Annotated in this window: 1 tRNA gene and 1 pseudogene; one reads left to right on the plus strand and one right to left on the minus strand. The window is 49.2% G+C overall.

Annotated features, from left to right (window positions below):
- Positions 1-46: 46 nt before the first annotated feature.
- Positions 47-122: transfer RNA gene (locus C3451_RS24220), tRNA-Phe, on the minus strand.
- A 169-nt stretch (positions 123-291) separates the two neighbouring features.
- Here C3451_RS24220 and C3451_RS24225 point away from each other — a divergent pair.
- Positions 292-420, plus strand: a pseudogene (locus tag C3451_RS24225) (AraC family ligand binding domain-containing protein); the annotation flags it as partial.
- Between the last annotated feature and the right edge of the window lie 121 nt (positions 421-541).

Below are 541 nucleotides of genomic sequence, written 5' to 3' on the forward strand. Positions count from 1 at the left end.
CTAAGAAAGGAAAAAGCCCCGCTTTTCAGCGAGGCCTTATGAATATTGGTGCCCGGACTCGGAATCGAACCAAGGACACGGGGATTTTCAATCCCCTGCTCTACCGACTGAGCTATCCGGGCAACGGAGCGCATTAAACCGCAATCGCGCGCGATCGTCAACATTATTTCGGGAAAAGCTGTTCAACTGCTTAAGTTTGCGGCAATCTGTCCGTTTGTGCGCTGAAAATGCACAAATCTTCCAGACAGTTCAGGCAAGATGTGACAATGCTGACGGTAAGAGGAGGGCAGTATGGCAAAAGACTGGCTTGAGCTGCGTCAGCATGCAGAAACAGGTATTGAGACAATTAAGGCGCATTTCGAAGGACACGCCTTTGATCCCCACTGGCATGATAGCTATCTGGTCGGAATAACCCTGAATCGCCACGGGTTTAACAGACACCTCAGAGTCATTTAAGATGGCTTAAAGAGAGGTGCCCATGAGCGGTAAGCGTTATCCCGAAGAGTTTAAAACTGAAGCAGTCAAACAGGTTGTTGATCGC

Origin of the sequence: Enterobacter sp. 301B, from assembly GCF_003850715.1 — a bacterium.
Lineage (GTDB): Bacteria > Pseudomonadota > Gammaproteobacteria > Enterobacterales > Enterobacteriaceae > Enterobacter > Enterobacter intestinihominis.